Origin of the sequence: Thalassobius vesicularis (assembly GCF_004799325.1) — a bacterium.
In the GTDB taxonomy this organism is placed as follows: domain Bacteria; phylum Pseudomonadota; class Alphaproteobacteria; order Rhodobacterales; family Rhodobacteraceae; genus Thalassobius; species Thalassobius vesicularis.
Genome location: NZ_SSMD01000013.1, coordinates 13275 through 30023 on the forward strand (window position 1 = coordinate 13275; position 16749 = coordinate 30023).

A 16749-nucleotide genomic window follows, 5' to 3' on the forward strand; every position below is an offset into this window, starting at 1 on the left:
CGTATGGACCTCAGCCTTCGCAACCGACTTGAGAAATCAGCCCTCGACCAAGGGTTTTCGATTCCGCTTGGCGAAAGCGATGGCTGGCTGGTGTTTCAAGCGCATGCGGTTCCAACACGCCTTGTGCTGTCTTCAGACGCTGAAGGGCGATATCTGGTTGGCACATCCCATCGAGGAGTTGGCAGCGAACTTTCAGACGAACTGCAGATAGCCCCCTATGCACATGAGGGTTTTGATTGCTTTGTTGCCCCAAGCTCAAGCGATCTCTTCCGCATCATAGGGCGGATATGGTCTCTTGCCCGCTCTTTGCCCAATGAACCCTTGGCAGAGTTCGAGAGACTGCTGAAAGAGGAACCCTCTACAACCGAGGTAGAGCGCCTGCGCAAAGAACGCATCGGGCAAAACGTGTTCCGCTCTGCCCTCATGGATTACTGGGAAAAATCTTGTGCTGTTACAGGGGTTCAGAACCCAACCCTTCTACGAGCAAGCCATATTATTCCATGGGCCACCTGCGAAAGCGATGAAGAGCGCCTTAATGTGCATAACGGCCTTCTGCTCGTGGCGACCTTGGATGCTGCCTTTGATGCTGGCCTCGTCACGTTCGAAGATGACGGCAGAATTCTGATTTCCGGAAAACTGAGTGAGAGGGATCGGATTTCATCCGGAATTGGTAACCATATGCGTCTTACCCGTATGAATGATGAAGTCAGAAAGCGCCTGGCTTGGCATCGAAAATATTTGTTTCAGCTTTGAAAGGCTAAATTGAAACCTCAACCGCCAACAACGGCTTGCTGTCCCCGATTGACTTCGAAGAAAGACAGCGCAAACTGAAAAAGGCAGGTGTCTAGGAAACTAGGGGTACCTCACCTGTCACATGCCAGCTGGCGGCCATTTCCCGATATCGAACGCAAACTCGTTGACCCAGGATTTGGCGAAGACCGCGCCCCGGGAGGATTACTTCGCGCCCCCACACTCCCGTTCCCAACTGAGGTTGGTCCTGAAGTCCCGCGCGAGGTTCCACGGCGCGTTTTCACTGCGCCAGTCGATCTCGGCCTGGGTAAACCGCCGGGGTTCTTCGACATCGCAGAAGAGCGCCGCCTCAATCGCGGGCGGCGTCGGGGTCAGGCAGGAGCCAGCGCTCAGGCACGTGGTAAGTGCGGGGATCAGCAACAGTCGCATCGCTTTGTTTGTCCTCTGTGATGTTGCGGGTGCGGGCCTGACAACCTGAGAGCTGCCCGTCGAGCACGGCTATCTGACGAACGAGCCTCTGGTTCTCACTATGCAGGAGCGCTCCCCAGCCGAGGGCCGCCCCCAGCACCCCAACCAGCACCGGCAGGGCGAACCGTCCGATCATATCAGCCCCGCCTCATGCAGTCCGGCCTCGCAATCGGCGCGTTCGGCGGCGCGGCGGTTGACGAGCCCGCGGATGACCCGCCCGCCGGCCCGGGTCCAGCGCGAGAGCTCGGGACAGACCCGGGCCCAGTTCCCGGCATTCAGATACCGCACCAGGGTTGAGCCGCAGGCAGCGCCAACCCCGACATTATAGGTCCAGGAAAGAAGAGCTGCCGCAGTCTGGCGCGGGATCTGCGCCACGAGCGGATCGTCGATACAGGCCGAGAGCCCCTCGGCATGGCTGCGCAGCTCCTGCATCAGCCGCGCGTCGCAATCCGCCGGGGTGGCCAGATCACCGGGCTTCACCCCGTCGGTGACCCCGTCACAGATGGTCCAGACCCCGACGATATCCTGATAGGCGCGCAGGCTGCGCCCCTCCCAATGACGGACACCGGGAATGGCGGCGGCCAGCACCGCCGCGCTGGCAAGACCCAGCCCGGCTTTTCTGTAAAATCTCATCTGTCTGCTCCCCGTTTCATGAGCACGCCCTCGATCCGCTCGACACCGGATTCGATCTTGGCCATGCGCTCGCGATCCTCATCGCGCTGCTTTTCTCTGGTGCTGAGCTCGGCCTGCAGCAATTCGATCTGCTTCTGATTGGTGATCACCCGCCGGATGAGCCAGAGCGTGCCCGAGGCAATCGCCCCCACAAGAGAACTGACCGCCCAGAAGAGCGCGTCCTCGATCCTGTCCAACATGTTTCCTGTCCTTCTATGCGTGAGAGCTCTGTGGCGTTGCCGCCCCGCGCAGCCCGTCGAGCGGCACAAGGCAGATCGCCCGGCCATCTGCGTCCGCCACACCGGTCGTGAGGATCCCCGGCCAGCGCCCGGCCCAGCTCCGGATCTCGGCGGTCTGGGCGGCAAAAAGCACGCCATGGGTCATGCCACGGGCCTGCGCATCAAGGGCCCGCGCCGCAGCCAGGCGAAGCGAGAGCCCCTGCCCCCGAACCGCGCCATCAACATAGATATGCGTGGCCACGCTCAGTTCCCCGAGCCCGATCTCCAGCATGGCAAGTTCCGCAACAAGCTCCGCATCTCCAGCCAGAGCCGGCACCTCTGTGGCCGGCAGATGCAGATAGCTGCCGACAATGCGCCAGCCCTGCCGCGCGAGAACCGCCCGGGCGCCACGACCGGCCAGATCCGCGAGGTAATGCAAGTCCTGCTCGTGTGGCACGTCCTGTTGCAGCCGGGCGATGTCCGGCCAGCGCAACCGCAAACCGGCCAGATCGAAAGCCTCAATCGTGATCATGACAACCCCTCCAAAAGCGCCGCGACCTCCGCAACCGCAGCCTCGATGTCCGCAGGGCTTGCGGCGGCCCGCACCCGCGCGATGGCCCCGATGCGCAGCGCCTCCATCTGGGCGCCGAGCTGGCGCCACTCGGCCGCCAAACGCTCAAAGAGGACCGCGACCTCCTGAGGTGTCTGCCCCGTGGCATGGCTTTCGGCCGCGATGAAGGGAAACACCCCCGGATCGAGGCTCTCTGCATCGGGCACCGGATCCAGCGTCAGGAAGCGCTCCGCCTCGGCCTGTTTTTCCCGGTAGATCATGTCCTGACCGGCAATCGGGGTGATGTAGCGCCGCCGCGCCTGATCCACGGCCGCATTGATCGCGGCAATGCCCGCGCTGGCATGGTGCTCAAGCTCGCGCGCCTTGCTTTGCCCGGACCGGGACAGGATCAGCATGTCAGGGAACCTCCATCAGATGGGTGACCGGCAGGTAGGGCGCCGGTGCCGTGATCTCGACCGCGTAGCGCCCGGGATCTGTCAGAGAGAAGCTGACCTCCGCCCCGCCCCCCTCCGGCATGACCCGCGCCAGCACCTCGCCGCCGCTCAGATCATGGATCTCGACCTGAGCGCCCTGAGGCAGCTCGGTGATCCGCCAGCCCCCCGCCTCTTCGGTCAGCACGCCGGGAAGTGGCCGGGACACCAGCTCGTCGCCCTCAGCACGCATGCGCGACAGGCGCACCAGACCGGCAGGCCCATCCCGCAGCCCGATCGTTCCGGGCGGGGCCACGAAGGCCAGCACATGCGCCTCCTCGAGAACCTCCACCCCATCGGCCTGCATCACCACCTGCGCCGGGACCTCCTGATCCCGGGCCGGCACCACTTCCAGCCAGTCCGGCCCCGGGCGCGCCGCATGGCGCAGCACCCCGGTCACCAGACCGGCCGCATCGAGTTTGACGAAGACAGGCATGTCTAACGCTCCAGCGCCCGGGCAAAGACCGAGGCATTGCGGATATTGCTCTGGCCCGGAGTGGCCGGATCCGGCGTGGCCGAGAGCTCGCAAAGCAGCCGGATTTCCATATCTTCAAAACTTCCCATCCGGCTGAAGAGGTAATTGTCCGACGTCCAGACCGGGCCCGAGCTGTAAGGGGCGGTGAACTCCGTGGCCCAGCCCGACCAGACCCCTGCGCTCTTCACGCGCGTCTGCACCCGGAACCGCGTTTCCACGTTCACCGTCACGGTGGTCTTGGCCTCGTAGCTGTAGCTTGAATGGCGCCGGTATTCCGACATCACGCCGATCTGCCAGAGCTGCCCGTGCTGCAGCGGGCCCGTGGCCAGAACCGCCGCCACGGTATTCTGCACCGCGACCACACCGCCGGCATGAGCCACGATCGCGCCCCCGTCCGAGGCGGCGCCATCGATCAGCGCGCCACGGGTAATCAGGCTGTTGAACTCGGCATTGCCGACGGTGTCGATGCTCCAGCCCGCCACGCCTGAGACGAAGTTGGCGGACCGGATCGCCCCGGTGCGGATCTGATCCCCGGCAATCGTGGTCTGACCGCCGGGGGACCAGGGTGGCGAGGCCGTGGCATGGGCATGGGTCTGCGCCAGCATCGGTTTGTGCACAAAGACGTAGCTGTTCGCCTCCCCCGGATTGGTGCCGTATTTGCGCAGCACGACCTGCCCCATCACCGCGCCCGACGGCGCATGCCCCCTCACGCCATAGCGCGTCCATGCATCAGGATTGCCGGAAGAGCCCGCAAGATTGTTGCTGAGCTCCACGCTCGCAGGCCCACCCAGATCGGTGCCGGAGCCATCGCGCCAGCGGATCTGCAACTGACCACCACAGCGATGCGTGGAGACATGCGCACTGCCATCATACCATTGCCCGGGCTCAACCGGGAAACACTGGCCATTGCCATAGCCCGCACCTACCCGTTTGAGATAGAGGTAATAATCCGCAACCGTCGTACCGTTCTGGAAGATCATCATGGTCGGGAAGTTCACCCCCGCCCACTGCCCCGGCGCGCGCAGACCGACTTGGGTTTCGGCACCGACCGCCGCATTTCCCGTCCAGCTGCCAACACCCTCGAGCCCCGTGGCCCAGACCGGATCCTCGATCAGGTTGCCGCCCATACCGATCGCCAGCCTGTCCGCAGAGATCCCCCCGGCCAGAACATGCTCCGAGCTCAGCGTCTGGCTTGCGACATGATCCCCGGTGATTGCGCCATCCACGATGAGCTCACCGCCGTTTCTGTGACGGATGACGATGTCATCGAGCCAGATGCTGCCGGCACTGGCCGCCGCACTGGCGAACATGAGGCTCACGCTCAGGCGCGTACAGCCCGCCGGCACGGTGACGACCAGCGTTTTGCGCTCCCAGCTGTCAGCGGCACTGAAGTCTCCCGCCCCAAGCGGGATCGCCGCAACATAGCTGTTTGCACCTGTTGTGTTATTACCAAAGCGCAGCTTCGCATTGGCCCCGTCCCCATCCCAGTCAGGGGATTTCCGGGCGTGGAGCTCCGCATGGATCTCTGAGCCCGGGGAGACGATCATGTCGTTGTAGAAGGGCGCCGTGACCGCTGCATGACTGATCCTGAGCGACCGTGCGCCGGTATAACAGACCGTGTCGTCCAGCACGAACCCGGCCGCCGCGACATCGAAGGGAATGCCGGCATCGGTTTCAAAGTCGCAACCGGCCGCAAAGTTCGTCAGATCCGACACCACGAGACGGCTCGTCGAGATCGTACCCGGTGCAATAACCGTATCCCCGATGAGCTCGAGAAGCGCACCCGGACTTGCCCCTCCGGCCCCGTCATAGACCGTCGCGCGCAGCCCCGCGATCTGACCACCTGAGAGCTCCGCTGTCAGCGATGCACTGGCCGCCAGATAGCCCTCCAGATTGGCCAGCGCTGTTCCGGACAGTGACACGAAGGCCGAATTGCCGGCCGCATCGACCTGCAGCGCCTGCAACATCGTCGCAAAAGCCGTACCCGTCAGCGCATTGGTCTCAAGATTGCGGATATCATTGATCGCGCCCGTCAATGCCGCACTTTCCACCTCCTGACGTGCGGCGCGCCGGTAGCCCACCGCGACAAACTCGTCCGAGGTTTTGTTGGCACGCAGAAAGAACGGTGCGCTGCCGCTGAAGTAGAACGGCCCCTCAGAACTGATCTGAGCCCCCGCACCGCTTTCCAGACCGATCTGCAGCGTATCGAAAGCCGCCAGCGCATGTGTACCGATCATCGTCCCGGTCCGGTCGGTGACGGTGATCACCGAAGGCTGGTCCATCGTGGCCAGGAAATAGTCGGCGATCCCGGTCTGGGCCAGGCAATATTCATCGCCACAGGCCGCGACCGGCATATGTGTTTCCGCGTCGCTGCCAGCACCGTCGCCGGCTGCAAAGCCCCAGATCAGGGTTTCCCCGTCGCTGGAGGCATAATAGGCGCCGGAGTTCTGAACGACCACCCCGACGGGCGGTGCAATCATCGACGGCCAGTCATTGAGCAGCATGATCTCCGGGGCTGCCGGGCTGATGGCTTCGCCGTCAGACGTCCCGCCACCGCGGCGGTGCACCAGAATGCTGGCCGTCGCCTCGATATGAACGAAGACCGTGCCGGTCGTGCTGTCCGCCAGGTCGATCAGCGTTCCGGCGGTCATGTCGATCCAGGACGCCGCGCTCAGATCGGCATCGTCGGTGGTGCTGATGCGAGAGCGATACTTGCCCGAGGCCAGTGGATAGATCGTGGTCGTCACGGGCGTGTCGCGGGTGAACGAGTGCGAGAACCGAACGCCGCTCATGCCTTCCGAGACAAGCTGCGTGCCGTAACCGGGGTTTGCCGAGAACGAGCCCGTGAACGGCTTGTCGCTGGTGAACCGGTCGCCGCGCGCGCAGGTCAGCGGCAGGAGATCGCCGCGGTTCAGCGTCAGAACGGGAACATCGTTCTTGTAGACAACCGTGCCATCTTCAAAGGCAGCAAACTCGTAGACGCCTGCGATCATGCAGATCTGGGGCAGACAGAGACCAGCGCCCATGATACGCCGCTCAGAGCGCGCGGCCAGGCGCTGGACGGCGACGGCGATCGCCTCCCCGGTCTCAGCGCTGGTCAGGTAATTGCTCGTCAGATCGGCAGACAGGGAACCCAGCGCACCGGCAGGGTCGGTCAGCTGGGCGTTGTAGCTGGTGATCTGACCCGCGATTGCGCTGTCGGTTTCAGCGCTGGTGTAATAGGTCGTGGTCAGGTTCGAGGAAACGCCGTCGATCATCGACTGCAACGTCATTTGTGCCGCAGACACGGCAGAACTGATCTCGCCATCAACCTGGGCGCTTGTGTAGTAGTCGCTCGCAAGAGACGCAGTGAGCGTGCCGACAGACCCTGTCGGCCCTTCCATCTCGGCCTTCAGCGTGGTCGTTGCTGCCGCGATCGCGCTATTCGCCGCCGCAATCGTGTAATGGTTCGTGCTCAGATCCGAAGAGACGCCGTCAATGCTGGCCGCCAGGGTCGTGCGCACCGTGTTCGCAGCGTCTATGGCCGTGGTGACGTCGCGCAGCTCGAAGGAGGCCACGCGCGCCAGACCGTCCGTATTGCCAGACACGTTTGCGCGGAAGTGGAAAAAGGCCTTGTTCGCGGTGCCCGACAGAGAGGCATGCAGCGTGTTCACCAGCTCGGCCGCCTGCATCTTCGCCAGGTCTGCCGAGATGTAGACGCCTGCGCGCACAATACCGTCTGCGACGGTCGATGACGCGGTGGCTGTCTGAGTGTTGGATTCAAGACAGGTGGCGCCATCGAACGTGGTAAGGCCGACGCGCCAGTCCACACCTCCGAGCGTTCCGTCATCCGTGACGCGGAACGTCACATCAAGACGATAGATCGCGTTCGGATCAAACTCCGCAGGATAGGCGTTGCCGATCGTGGTGTTGGTCGGGCCAAGCTCACAACAATCGCCAAACACAGCGTCATCGTCCTTGAAGCGCCACGAATCCTGCGCAATCCGCCTGGCCGGCGCAGCCGTGTTCGTGCTGTCCCTGGTCCAGTTCGTATATGGCGCGCGCGGTACGGTTGCGCCAAGCGGCGCAATTGCCGCTGCGGCCTCGGCGCGCGCATCGAGCACCGCCTGATCAAGCCCGCCGATCTGAGCGGCAAGATCCCCGACGGCCGCCGAAAGTGTGCCGGCAAAACCGGTGGTGAGCGCGCCATAGGCGCCGGAGAGATCCGTCAGATCCCCCGAGACAGACGCCAGCGTGGCCTCAAGACCCGCAATCACCCCGTCAAACCCCGCAACCGTCCCCGCCAGCGTGCCGGTATAGCCATCCGTCAGCGCATCGAGATCGGCCCGCGCACTGACCGCATCGCTGAGCGCGCCCTGCACGCCCGGATCGAGATCCGGCGGGGCCAGCCGCGTGTCGGGCGTCGTGACCGCAGCCCAGTCCGACCAGAGGCACTCGCGCCCGTCCCGCGCGGCCCAGGCCACCCGGACCTGATAGTCCGTGTCCGGCAGCACTCCCTCCGAGATCACCCGCGCCCCCTCGGCCGCATCCTCGGTCTGGCCCGTGGCCACCACCTCCTGCGTGGCCGCCAGCCGCACCCGGTAGCGCAGGCCCGCCGCCTCATCGCGATCCGCCCCCTGCCAGCTCAGCAAGAGCCCGGGACGACGCGCCGTGCCATCGGCGCCGCGCAGGCTGGTCGGCGCCACCGACCACAGACCGACACTGAGGGGCCGCGCCGGCACCGTGGCCGGGCTCGGCAGGCTGACCGGCAGCGCAAACCCCGGCTGCCAGTCATAATCGGCCGGATCGCGCTCGCGCAGACTGAGCTGAGGTTTCGAGGTGACCAGCGGATCGACGATCGTGACCACCTCGAAGATCTTCGCCTCATAGCCATTGCGCGCCGAGCTCCAGGCCACCGCATCGAGCGGCTCGAGCGGAATGGCCTCGGGCGCCAGCGTCAGAACATGACGCCGCATGCGCCGCTCTTCTTCAAGATAAGCCCGCATCACCCGCTGCACCTGATTGGCATAGGGACAGGCCGGCAGGCTCAGATCGGCGATGAGGCGCCGGTGTCCGTCGGCCGCCTCGGAGCCGGCATCATAACGCGGCGGCGCATCGACGCTGTTCCAGAGCGCATCGGGATCGGGATAGCTCGCATGCACACCATTATAGGTGTCCGCCAGCGCCGGGAAGGGATCGAACTGCTGGCTGTCGGAGATGTTCACATCCGCATCGCTGAAGAAGAAGACCGGAAGGCCCGGTCCCCCGAGGCGGATCTTCCACACGCCCCCGATCTCCGCAAGCTGACCCGAACAGGGCTTGAGCAGTTCCTCGATCACCCCGGCCGGCTCATCGGCAACAAAGACCTCGTAAGCACTGCGCCAGGCCGGCTCGCTGGCACCTTCCTCGTCGAGCGCCACCGGCGCATCCGCCGCCGTCATCGCGGCAAACCAGCTCCCGGCCGGCAGATCCTCCGCCGCCATATCCCCGCCCCAGACATGACCGCCCGGCAGGGCAATGCCCCGCAGGATATTGTAGACCTGCACGGCGGGGTTTTCAGAAGGGGTCCAGGTGGCGGGGTCCTCCCGGCGCTGGGGACCGGCGCCGCCGGCCGTGTCATCAGCGCGCGGATCATAAAGCGGAATGCCCCCCAGCACGAAGCGCACCTGTGGAAAGCCCGTGTAGATCGCCCGGGCCAGCCGGAAGGTCAGGATCGCATAGCAGATCCCCGTCCCCACCATGTCCGCCGTCCATGGCCGTTCGGGATAATCGCCATACCGGTCCGTCAGCATCGGATCGGCCGCGACCTGCGTGCCGTCGTAATACCGAACCCAGGCCGTGGGAGTCTCGGTCGTGACCTCGTCATAGATCGGATAGCCATCCACCGGATCACTGCCCACCACCTGCGTCCGGGTCCGGCTCTCACTGAGCTCCGGCAGCGGAAAGCCGTAATCCGCATGCGGATTGTCCAGATCCGGCACACAGGCACGGCCATCAACGATGACCCCTTCCAGGGTCTGACCCGGCACATCCCCAAGCTCGATCACATAGGTCAGGTAAGCATTCGGCGTGCCGCCATCGCGCCCGTGGCTCATCGGCGGGCAGACCAGCTGGCCTTCGGTGGCATAGCGCCCCAGAATGAAGCTCGCCGGTGTCACGCCCCCGGTCAGGGTCTGCGTCGTCCGGATCCCCGGCACCGTGGGTTTGGGAGCAAGTGCGCGCGACAGCGCCGTCAGCGCCACCGTGCTCAGAAGCCGGCCCAGCACCGTCGTGGTGAGAAAGCCCGACACCCCTGCGCCTGCCGCCCAGGCCCCGAACGTGGCCGACCCGATCGCCGGGGCTGCGGCCGAGAACATGCCCGCAAAGAATGCACCAACCTGGGGCATGGCTCAGACCCCGAAGGCGCGGATCACCCGCTCGGCAGGGACCAGCGCCAGACGCTGGGGGCTCAGCACCCAGACCGCCTCGCCCTGATGCAGCCCCAGCGCCGGGCCATCCGGCGTCTCCACCACTACCCCGTCCCCAGGGCGGGCCGCAGCCGGGGAGATCTCCGGCAGATGATGCGCAGCCAGCGCGATGTGATCGGCAAACCCGTCCCGGCGCAGGATGCGCAGCCCCCCGCGCAGGGTGGTATAGCGCCCCCTGTAGGAGGCGGCATAATCCACCCCGGTCATCGCTTCCACCGCGCCCGCCAGAAACAGCGCGCAATCATGCGTGCCCGGCACAAAGGGGCGCGGCGCAGCAAGGGCGAGCCAGCGCACAAGGCGCGGGGTCCAGTCGGGCAAACGGGTCATCGGGATCTCTCCGAGAGTGAGGAATGTCAGGGCGTGTGATGCGCGCAGGGTCAGCTGTCCGCGGGCCGGGTGGCGCGCGCCTCGCCCCAGACCGTCTCCACAGCGCCGGTGACGGCGATATACTGGCGGAACCCATCTGCGGGCGCGCGCAGGCGCAGGGTTTCCGCGGATTTCTTGAGAGCCAGCGTGCGGGTGAGCGCCTGGGCCGCGCTCAGCAGCTCCAGCTCGACCCGCGCCTCGCCACCCTCGGGCGGGGTTTCCACCGTGACCGTGTTGATCACCCCCCGGAACACCCGCGCAGGCTCGGCCAGCAGCGCCCCGGTGGCGGGATCAAAACTGGCCACATGGATCTCGACAGGCGCGAGACGCGGATCATAGCCACGGATGAGCTGGCTCACCTCCGGCGCCAGCGGCGAGAGCACCAGCCGGTGGCTGCGCACGTTCAGTCCTACCTCCGAGGTCAGAGGCGGCATCGAGATCAGCCCGCCGGCGCCAAAATAGCTCCGGCTCTCCCCGCCGATCACGAAGACCGCATGATCCTCGCCCGACCAGAGCCCGAGGCAGGCCTCAGCCCCGCTGTCGCGCTCCCGGGCTTTCACCCAGAGCAGCACGCGCGCGCAAATCCCCTCGCGCGCCGCCAGCCGCGCAAGAACCGGTGAGGTCATGGCCCGCATGACAAGGCTCTCCTATCTGAGGGTCTGAATGAACTCGAAGGACGCCCCGCCCGTGCGCATGCGTTCCGAACTGCCCGCCGTGACCGTGCCGGGCAGCAGCACCGCCTTGAAGGCCGGGCGCAGCAGCGTGACCGGCGCGCCAATGGCAGCCCCGGCCCGCAGCGACGGGACCACTTCGAACTCAGAGGTCGCTCCCGTCCCGTCGGCCACAACGGACCCGGTGACAATGCGGTGGAAAGCATGGCGCACCGGATCGCTGCCATAGAGAAAGCTCAGCCCGTCACCGCAGCTCAGCTCATAGCCCGCAGGCAGGCCCGAGAGCGACAATTCCCGCGCATCCGGCGCGAGGCTGGCAATCTGAGGGGCTGCCGCGCCCAGCAGTGTCCCCTTGGGGTCCCGCGCCGGCCCGGCCTGATCTACCGGCCAGGCCAGAAAGCTGCGCCCCGGCTCCTGCAACAGCGCCAGCCGTGCCGCCATGGCCCGGGCCTGGGCAAACGGTGCCGGGTGCAGCTCCACCCGCCCGCGCCAGAGCCGCGGTCCCAGCTGATCGCGCAGCACGGACCCGTCCGCCAGCCCTGAGACCTCCATCCGCTCCCCCAGCTCCAGGCTGAAGCTCCGGATCCGCAAGACGCCCAGAAAGTCATCCCGGTCGAGCGGATAACTCAGCGCCATCAGCCCACCCTCCGGGGATCGGCACTGATCGCCCCGACCCGCGCCGGCAGAACCTCCCGATCATACTGCCGGAGCCCCGCCTGCATCACGCCGGCCGCAACAGTGCCGCTGATCCGCTCCACCGCCGCCTGCCAGCTGCCGCCCTGATCCACCCAGACCCGCACATCGACCGCCCCGGCCGATGCAGCCGCGCCCTGCGCCACCTCCCGGCGCGAGAGCACCCGCTCGCCCCGTTGCAGGATCGTCGGCACCTCGTCCGGCCGCAGCCCGGCCCAGCCCCCGCCATGCAGACGCGGGGCGCCGGCAAAGACCGCCGCCGGCACAGACCGCGTGACCCCGGACATCCCCGCCATCCCGCCCGTATGCGAGACCGCCGCTGTCACCAGCCCCGACCCGCCCCCGCCAAACACGCCCACAAGTGCCGTGGCAAGGGGGCCCAGGATATTGCGCCGGATCGCCAGCATCGCAAGATCGGCTATCATCGAGCGGATCAGTGACCGGAAGTCGAGCTTGCCGCCTTCGACAAAACCCCGCAGCGCCGTCTCCGCCCCCTGAAAGGCCGAGACCAGCGTCTCGCCCAGCCCCTTGCCCCAGTTCATCGCGTCCCTGGCATACGCACTCAGGCTTTTCTGAACCGCGGCAAACCCTGTCAGCTCGGCCTTCGCCCCCTTTGCAGCTCCCCCTGCGCGCCCGAGCGCCCCGGTCACCTTGTCGGCAGAGGCCGCCGCCGCATCAAGCGCAGCTGTTCCCGCCCCGCCGGCCCCGGTGACCGCCTCCCTGAGCGCCTGCCAGGCTTCCAGCGGCAGTTTTCCAGCGGCAATCAGATCCTCCGCCGCCTGCCGGAACCGGCCGGCCGTGGCCAGCGCCTCGGCAGCAATCCCCTCCAGTCCCAGATCCGGAACCGTCAGCGGGGTGTCTTCAAACGCCCGCCGGAAGGCCTCGGCGGCAGATGTCCCGGCCTCGGCAGAGGCCCCGGCGAACGGGTTGGCTATATCGCCGAGATCGATCTCGCCGATCGCGCCAAAGGTGGTCTCAATCCCGACGGCAGCCAGCGCCTCGCGGATCCGGCCCGTAAAGGCATCGATGCGCCGGATCGCCCCGTTCAGCATGGCCTCCACCCCGTCGAGCATCCGGTTCGCGGCCACAAAAGCCAGATCCCCGATTACCTCCGGCAGGCGCGACCAGCTCGCCCTGACCGCCAGCAGTGCCCCTTCAAACGTGTTCGCCGCCACATTGCCAAAGGCGACCACGCTTTCAATCGCCGACGCCATGGCCGAGGCCGCATCGGATTTGAGGTCATAAAACATCGCCGCGGACCGCGCCCCTGCCGCCGCTGCTCCGAGCTGGATCCGGTCCCAGACCTCGACGACAACATCCTTCAGAAGCCGCATGGTCTCTCCGAAGCCCCCGGCACCCTCGGTCAGACGGGTGAACCAGTAGACGAGCTCCCCCGCCCCCACGATCAGAGCGCCAATGCCGGTGCGGATCAGCACGCCTTTGAGAACCACCAGCGTGGTGGCGAGCCCGCGCACCGACAGGGTAGCCGCCGCCATCGCAGCAACCCAGCGTCCGGCGAGGAAGGCGGCGAAGGTTCCGGCGTAGACCGCCAGCCGGTCGAGATTGGCCAGCACGGCATCGAAGGCCTGGGCAATCGGGCTCGTGGAAGACGCCAACGCGTCAAACGCCGTCGCGGCGGCTTCCAAGGTCGGCGCCAGCGCCACGGCGATCCGGTTGCGCACGCCGGTGAAGACCTGCCCGATGCTCACGAGGGCCAGCTCGGATCGGCGCATGGCGGCGATGGCATCGGCGTCGAGCACCGCTCCAAGCGCCTGCGCCTGCGCACCGAGCCGGGTCATCTCTGCCCCACCGTTTTGCAGAAGCGGAATGAGCCGCGTGGCATCGGATGCCATGGCCTCGAGATAGAAGGTCATCTCCTGTTGGCTGACACCTGCGCGCTCGAGGCTCGAGACATAGAGTTGTAGCGCTTCCGGCCCCGAGAGGCGCGCAAACTGGTCAGCAGTGACGCCGACGCGGGGCGCAATGTTCTCAAAAAAGTCAGCCATCGGGCCACCGCCCGTCTGCAGGAAATCCCCCACCCGATCGTTCACGTCTTTCAGGATGTCGGCGAGTTTTTCCTGCTCGATCCCCACCGTGGCCGAGGCGGCCGACCAGCGCTGGAACACCTCCGGTGTGGCATTGGCCACCTGGGAAAGCTGGTTGATTTCGTTCGCAGCAGAAACAGTTGACCGGGTCATCGCGACAACGGCACCGGCCAAGGCCGTTGCGGCTGCGGTGGCGGCAATCCGGGCCCGGCGGGCAAAAGCCGCCATGCGCGCATTGGCCTGATCCATCTCACGGCTGAGACGGCCGAAGCCGCGCGATCCAGCCTCGCCGACACCTTCCAATTCGGCACGCACCTGCCGCCCGCCAGTCGCGGAAAGCCGGACGGAAACGCGCTTTTCTGCCATCGGAAGACGTCCTCAAGGGATAACACCTCGTACCCAATGGAAACGAGGTCAGGTCAGGCCTGATCCGGCCTGCAGGGTTTCGTTGATCTTGCGCACCATCACCGCCTCGATGGGTGGCAAGAGTTCCGCGAGTATGAGAGGCGAAAGCCCGAGCGCAGCCCCAAGCTGAAGGGCAGCAGCCATATCCCAGCCGAGAACGCCACCGCCGCTCATGCCGCCGGCAATCCGAAGCTGACCGCCGAGGCGTTGAACCAGATCCCAGACCTGCCAGCCCTCAAGGGTCACGGGTTTATGGAGGCGGCCCGGGCAGTCCGGGCATGCACCCGAACAGGCCGCGCAATACTCACCGCCCCCGCCGAATTCCCACTCGGCGAGAGCGGTCAGACGTTTTTTTCCGCGTCCAGAATGAGCGCACCCGCGATGTATTTGGTCTGAAAGGCCTCGAAGATCGGCCAGAGTTCCAGAAGCGCGTCGATGCCTTCGGCCGTGAGAGTGAGCGGCTGGCCATCTTCATTGCCGACGCCGTCCCAGTCTTTCACGACAATTCGGGCGACGGCTTTGGCGACAATGCGCGCGAGATCATCATTGGATGAAGCGCGGTCCGCTTCCGCCGCCGCGATGATCGTTGGATCGCTCCGCGCGGCCAGCATGATGGCGGTCGTCAGCGGCTCTACAAGAAGTCGCACTCCGTGGCCAAGATCGAGCCAGCGTGGTTCAGTGGAAAGGTTCAGGCGCAGCATCAGTAATCCTCGCGGTCATTGGTCAGGGTCACGGTGCACATCCGGCCCACCACCGGATCGCTGGCCGCCTGCCAGTCAAAGGTCGCCTGCACACCTTGTGGGCCCGAGATTTCGATCCGGGGGCGCGGCAGATAAACGGCATGGGCTGTCAGGGTCAGGCTCTCGCCGGTGGGCAGCGTGTAGGAGAATTCCAACTCGCAGGCCTCGCCATTGATGGCCTGGGTCACCAATGTCTGATCGGCGAAGCGCACGACGACATTGCCGGTCAGCGCGGCTATCGAGGGATCCGCGCCATCGATCTTGCCATCCGCCCGGATCGTCTCAATCCGGTCGAGATTGTTGGCATAAGTAAGTTCGGCAGAGACAACGTTACCGATATTGGCCCCGTTACGCGTGATGGCCCCGTTGAAGTGGCCAAAGCGCTTCAGCACGATATTGGCGGGCGTTCCTGCAGCGGTGCTCGTCGCAATGGCCTCGCCTTGTGCCGCGATGCTGACCGTCGCGGTCAGCAGCCCTGAGCGCGCCATCTGCCAGCTCAAGGAATCCACCATGCAGCCGGAATACATCGCAAAGCGCGGTACTTCGGGCATGCCGGTCTCAACCGAGAAGCTCGGCAGCGCCCAGTTTCCAGAGCGGAATTCATGGGTATAGGGGCCTGTGCCGGTGGTCGTCGGGGTGCCAAAAGCCGCCTTCAGCCAGAAGCCGAAGGCCTCGGCATCCAGAGGCACGACCACGTCGCCATCGGCCGTTACCGCATCCTTGATCGGGGCCTGCGGATCACGGCCATATCCCAGAAGCTCCGAGGTCTGCAGCGGTTGTTCTGCACCAAGCGTCGTGCTGGCAAAAGGCATCTTGGTGTAGCCGCTCACTGGCGGCGTTCCATACGTCGTCTCGAACGCAAGCGCCATCTGCGCCCGCGCCCCCTGGGCTCGTGCCATGGTGTTCTCCTGTACCGGAAACAATGCTAGAGGCGTCGCGTGACATCACAGAACCCGGGTTTCCCCCCGGGGTTAGGATCACACGCGCATTTGAGGAGCTGCCATGTTTGAAACGATTTTCGCCATCATCATCGGGCTGGCAGCCCTTTATATCGTACTGTGGATCTACATCCTGCTTCCTGCAGAAATGGCCACGAAGCGTGGCCGTAGTGCCTTTGGCTGGGTCGTCCTGAGCCTGCTGTTCTCGCCAATCCTGGCCTGCCTTTTGCTTCTACTCCTCGGGGACAATCCCAACGCACAGCGCACTTAGCCGGGGAACGGCCAGTTGGCGCTTATCCAAGCGGATCGCTTGTGGAGTAGAACAGGGACACCCTGATCACGGCCGCCTTCAGGCTTGCCGCGCCCTCGACAGGCAGATCGACAGGCTGCGGGGCTTCGGCCTCAATCCAGTCGCAAAGCCCGCCCAAAGTTCGGTCGGCAGAAAAAACTGCGCCGATCTCAGCGCAGAGGGCATCGAAAGCGACATCGCGGTTTGCGCCCTGGACGACGGCCTCGATCTCGGCCCGGTGCTGGTAGTGGTATGTCAGCGGAGACAGCGTTACTTCGGGTTCTCCCGGCTCACCGTCGCGCAGGATCAGCAGGCCATCGGGCGGGACACGCTCGGGCAGCACCTCGCCGCGCAGGGCGGTTGCGGGCAGCGCCGAAAGTCGCGCGTACAGCGCGGTTAGGATGGTTTCGCGGAGGCTCATATCTCGATCCCTTGGCCTTGTGGTCGATGTCGCGCCTTATGAGTCATTGCACTGGAGTCGTGGCTGGAGTTTCACTACGTTCTGCTCAGAGAGATGTCGGTCTCGGGATCA

Annotated in this window: 17 protein-coding genes; 2 read left to right on the plus strand and 15 right to left on the minus strand. The window is 65.5% G+C overall.

Annotated features, from left to right (window positions below; all coding sequences use genetic code 11):
- The first annotated feature begins 3 nt into the window (after nt 1-3).
- Nucleotides 4-753 (plus strand): HNH endonuclease, encoded by a 750-nt coding sequence (locus tag E7681_RS18100; protein ID WP_136340670.1) that lies wholly within the window; start codon nt 4-6, stop codon nt 751-753.
- Between the two features lie 346 nt (nt 754-1099).
- Here E7681_RS18100 and E7681_RS18105 read toward each other — a convergent pair whose 3' ends face one another.
- The 14 genes from E7681_RS18105 to E7681_RS18170 form a co-directional block, all read right to left on the minus strand.
- Complete coding sequence (locus tag E7681_RS18105) at nt 1100-1354, minus strand: hypothetical protein (protein ID WP_136340671.1); 255 nt, start codon at nt 1352-1354, stop codon at nt 1100-1102.
- Nucleotides 1351-1851 (minus strand): lysozyme, encoded by a 501-nt coding sequence (locus tag E7681_RS18110; protein ID WP_136340672.1) that lies wholly within the window; start codon nt 1849-1851, stop codon nt 1351-1353. The genes E7681_RS18105 and E7681_RS18110 overlap by 4 nt, the downstream gene beginning before the upstream one ends.
- Nucleotides 1848-2090, minus strand: a complete 243-nt coding sequence (locus E7681_RS18115; RefSeq protein ID WP_136340653.1) for a hypothetical protein — start codon at nt 2088-2090, stop codon at nt 1848-1850. Before E7681_RS18115 ends, E7681_RS18110 begins: the two co-directional genes overlap by 4 nt.
- 13 nt (nt 2091-2103) lie before the next feature.
- Nucleotides 2104-2640 (minus strand): hypothetical protein, encoded by a 537-nt coding sequence (locus E7681_RS18120; RefSeq protein WP_136340673.1) that lies wholly within the window; start codon nt 2638-2640, stop codon nt 2104-2106.
- Nucleotides 2637-3074, minus strand: a complete 438-nt coding sequence (locus tag E7681_RS18125; protein WP_136340674.1) for a hypothetical protein — start codon at nt 3072-3074, stop codon at nt 2637-2639. Before E7681_RS18125 ends, E7681_RS18120 begins: the two co-directional genes overlap by 4 nt.
- Before the next feature lies 1 nt (nt 3075).
- Nucleotides 3076-3585, minus strand: coding sequence for a hypothetical protein (locus tag E7681_RS18130; RefSeq protein WP_136340675.1), 510 nt, complete (start codon nt 3583-3585; stop codon nt 3076-3078).
- Between the two features lie 2 nt (nt 3586-3587).
- Nucleotides 3588-9989, minus strand: a complete 6402-nt coding sequence (locus tag E7681_RS18135; protein ID WP_136340676.1) for a phage tail protein — start codon at nt 9987-9989, stop codon at nt 3588-3590.
- 3 nt (nt 9990-9992) lie between these two features.
- On the minus strand, nt 9993-10397 hold the full coding sequence (locus E7681_RS18140; protein WP_136340677.1) for a DUF6950 family protein: 405 nt from the start codon (nt 10395-10397) through the stop codon (nt 9993-9995).
- A 50-nt stretch (nt 10398-10447) separates the two neighbouring features.
- Complete coding sequence (locus E7681_RS18145) at nt 10448-11071, minus strand: hypothetical protein (protein ID WP_136340678.1); 624 nt, start codon at nt 11069-11071, stop codon at nt 10448-10450.
- A gap of 12 nt (nt 11072-11083) precedes the next feature.
- Complete coding sequence (locus E7681_RS18150) at nt 11084-11698, minus strand: hypothetical protein (protein ID WP_136340679.1); 615 nt, start codon at nt 11696-11698, stop codon at nt 11084-11086.
- 44 nt (nt 11699-11742) lie between these two features.
- Nucleotides 11743-14211 carry a phage tail tape measure C-terminal domain-containing protein gene (locus E7681_RS18155; protein WP_136340680.1) on the minus strand — a complete coding sequence of 823 codons (2469 nt, stop codon included), beginning with the start codon at nt 14209-14211 and terminating at the stop codon, nt 11743-11745.
- A 48-nt stretch (nt 14212-14259) separates the two neighbouring features.
- Nucleotides 14260-14496, minus strand: a complete 237-nt coding sequence (locus tag E7681_RS18160; RefSeq protein ID WP_136340681.1) for a DUF7697 family protein — start codon at nt 14494-14496, stop codon at nt 14260-14262.
- 95 nt (nt 14497-14591) lie between these two features.
- Nucleotides 14592-14951 (minus strand): hypothetical protein, encoded by a 360-nt coding sequence (locus tag E7681_RS18165; RefSeq protein WP_136340682.1) that lies wholly within the window; start codon nt 14949-14951, stop codon nt 14592-14594.
- On the minus strand, nt 14951-15889 hold the full coding sequence (locus E7681_RS18170; protein WP_136340683.1) for a phage tail tube protein: 939 nt from the start codon (nt 15887-15889) through the stop codon (nt 14951-14953). Before E7681_RS18170 ends, E7681_RS18165 begins: the two co-directional genes overlap by 1 nt.
- A 103-nt stretch (nt 15890-15992) precedes the next feature.
- Between E7681_RS18170 and E7681_RS18175 the strand changes: the two genes are divergently transcribed.
- Complete coding sequence (locus E7681_RS18175) at nt 15993-16199, plus strand: hypothetical protein (protein ID WP_136340684.1); 207 nt, start codon at nt 15993-15995, stop codon at nt 16197-16199.
- Between the two features lie 22 nt (nt 16200-16221).
- Here E7681_RS18175 and E7681_RS18180 read toward each other — a convergent pair whose 3' ends face one another.
- Complete coding sequence (locus E7681_RS18180) at nt 16222-16638, minus strand: acyl-CoA transferase (protein ID WP_136340685.1); 417 nt, start codon at nt 16636-16638, stop codon at nt 16222-16224.
- Nucleotides 16639-16749 lie beyond the last annotated feature (111 nt).